We start from the raw sequence: 1,621 nt of genomic DNA, 5'->3' as shown, positions 1-1,621 counted from the left end.
CTAGACATCATGTATGGACCTGCCGCACCTCAAGGTACGCGGATTAAGCTTGAGGTAGGTTACGCCGCGGCTCAGAGCCGCATTGAGGGGGCAGGTCATGAACAAGTTTAGCAAGTACGTGGGCCTGGATGTACATCAGGAAACGATTGCCGTGGCGGTCGCCGACACGGCTGGCGAGGTGCGGTATATGGGCGAGATAGTGAACACGCCCGAGGCGATTGCGAAAGTGGTGGGACAGCTCAAGCGCGGCACGGGACGGCTGGCGTTTTGCTACGAAGCCGGCCCCTGCGGGTACACGATTTGCCGACAGTTGCGGCAACTCAAGCTGGACTGCCAAGTCGTGGCGCCGTCGCTGATTCCGAAGAAGCCGGGCGAACGCGTGAAGACCGACCGACGCGATGCCCTAAGTCTGGCGCGCCTGCACCGCGCTGGCGAGTTGAGCCCCGTGTGGATTCCGGACGAGGCACAGGAGGCGTTGCGCGATCTGACCCGTGCGCGTGAGGACATGAAGCATCTGCAACGCCAGGCCAAGCAACGGCTGTTGTCGTTTCTGTCGCGCCACGGCCATCGCTACACGGGCCGCTCAAGGTGGACGCAAGCGCACTGGCGCTGGCTGGAGGGCATCAAGTTCGCCCGGCCGGAGCAACAGATCGTGCTGCAGGAGTATATCGACACAGTTCAGGCCTGTGGCGGGCGCGTGGCCAGCCTCGACCGCGAAGTCGAGACGGCCGCGCACGCGAACGCAGTTTGGCCGGTTATCGAGGCGTTGATGGCGCTGCGCGGCATCGGTCTGCTCGCGGCTGTAACGGTGGTAGCGGAACTCGGTGATCTCGCACGGTTTTCCGGCGCGCCGCAACTGATGGCGTATCTTGGCTTGGTGCCTAGCGAACACTCCAGCGGCAAGCGCGAGCGTCGCGGCGGCATCACCAAGACCGGCAACGGCCACGTCCGGCGGGTACTCATCGAAGCCGCGTGGACGTATCGTCATGCCGCGCGAAAGACCGCGATCCTGCAGCGGCGCGCAGAACGTACGCCCCCCGAGGTCCAAGAGATCGCCTGGTCGGCGCAAAAGCGGCTGTGTCAGCGGTTTCGAAACTTGATGGCACGGGGCAAGCTCAAGAACCAGGTCTGTACCGCTATTGCGCGCGAACTCGTCGGCTTTATCTGGGCTATCGGGCAACACGTCATCCCCCTCAGCCGAGCTTAGCCGGCATGAGAAGATCGAGCACGCAACAGGATGTTTGGGCCAGGACCAGGCAACGGTGGGAGAACCCTCGTTGTAACACTAGGAGGCAACTGGAAACAGCATAACCCTCGAATCTAGATTGAGGCAGCTCCCCGACGTTTCGTTTGTCATGCGGTAACCAACCCGCGCATATCAGAATGTTCAACCGTCGGATAACCGCCTCGTCCTGGCCCAAGCATCCTGTTGTTGAAGACCGTCAAAGAAGCCGGTCTCGGATGATCGTGAGCACGCAAGTCCCGCGCTCACGATCCAATGCATAGCATGGAAAGCCGACGTCGCGTCAAGGGTTCGCTACGCCGGGCTCACGCCCGCCCTTGACCCGTCAAGCTTCGGAGATCTGCCTTTGGCACTTGACACGGTCCATACATATCAGTG

At 61.8% G+C, this 1,621-nt stretch carries 1 protein-coding gene; it reads left to right on the top strand.

Translation table 11 applies throughout. The features are described from left to right. Window positions 1-97 precede the first annotated feature (97 nt). Complete coding sequence (locus AWB67_RS37385; protein ID WP_087660811.1) at window positions 98-1,207, top strand: IS110 family RNA-guided transposase; 1,110 nt, start codon at window positions 98-100, stop codon at window positions 1,205-1,207. Window positions 1,208-1,621: the final 414 nt, after the last annotated feature.

Origin of the sequence: Caballeronia terrestris (genome assembly GCF_001544515.1) — a bacterium.
GTDB lineage: Bacteria > Pseudomonadota > Gammaproteobacteria > Burkholderiales > Burkholderiaceae > Caballeronia > Caballeronia terrestris.
This window is presented reverse-complemented; position numbering and strand designations above follow the sequence as displayed.

Coding starts and splice junctions, on each gene's coding strand:
- AWB67_RS37385 (WP_087660811.1), top strand. CDS start 98: ATGAACAAGTTTAGCAAGTACGTGGGCCTGGATGTACATCAGGAAACG.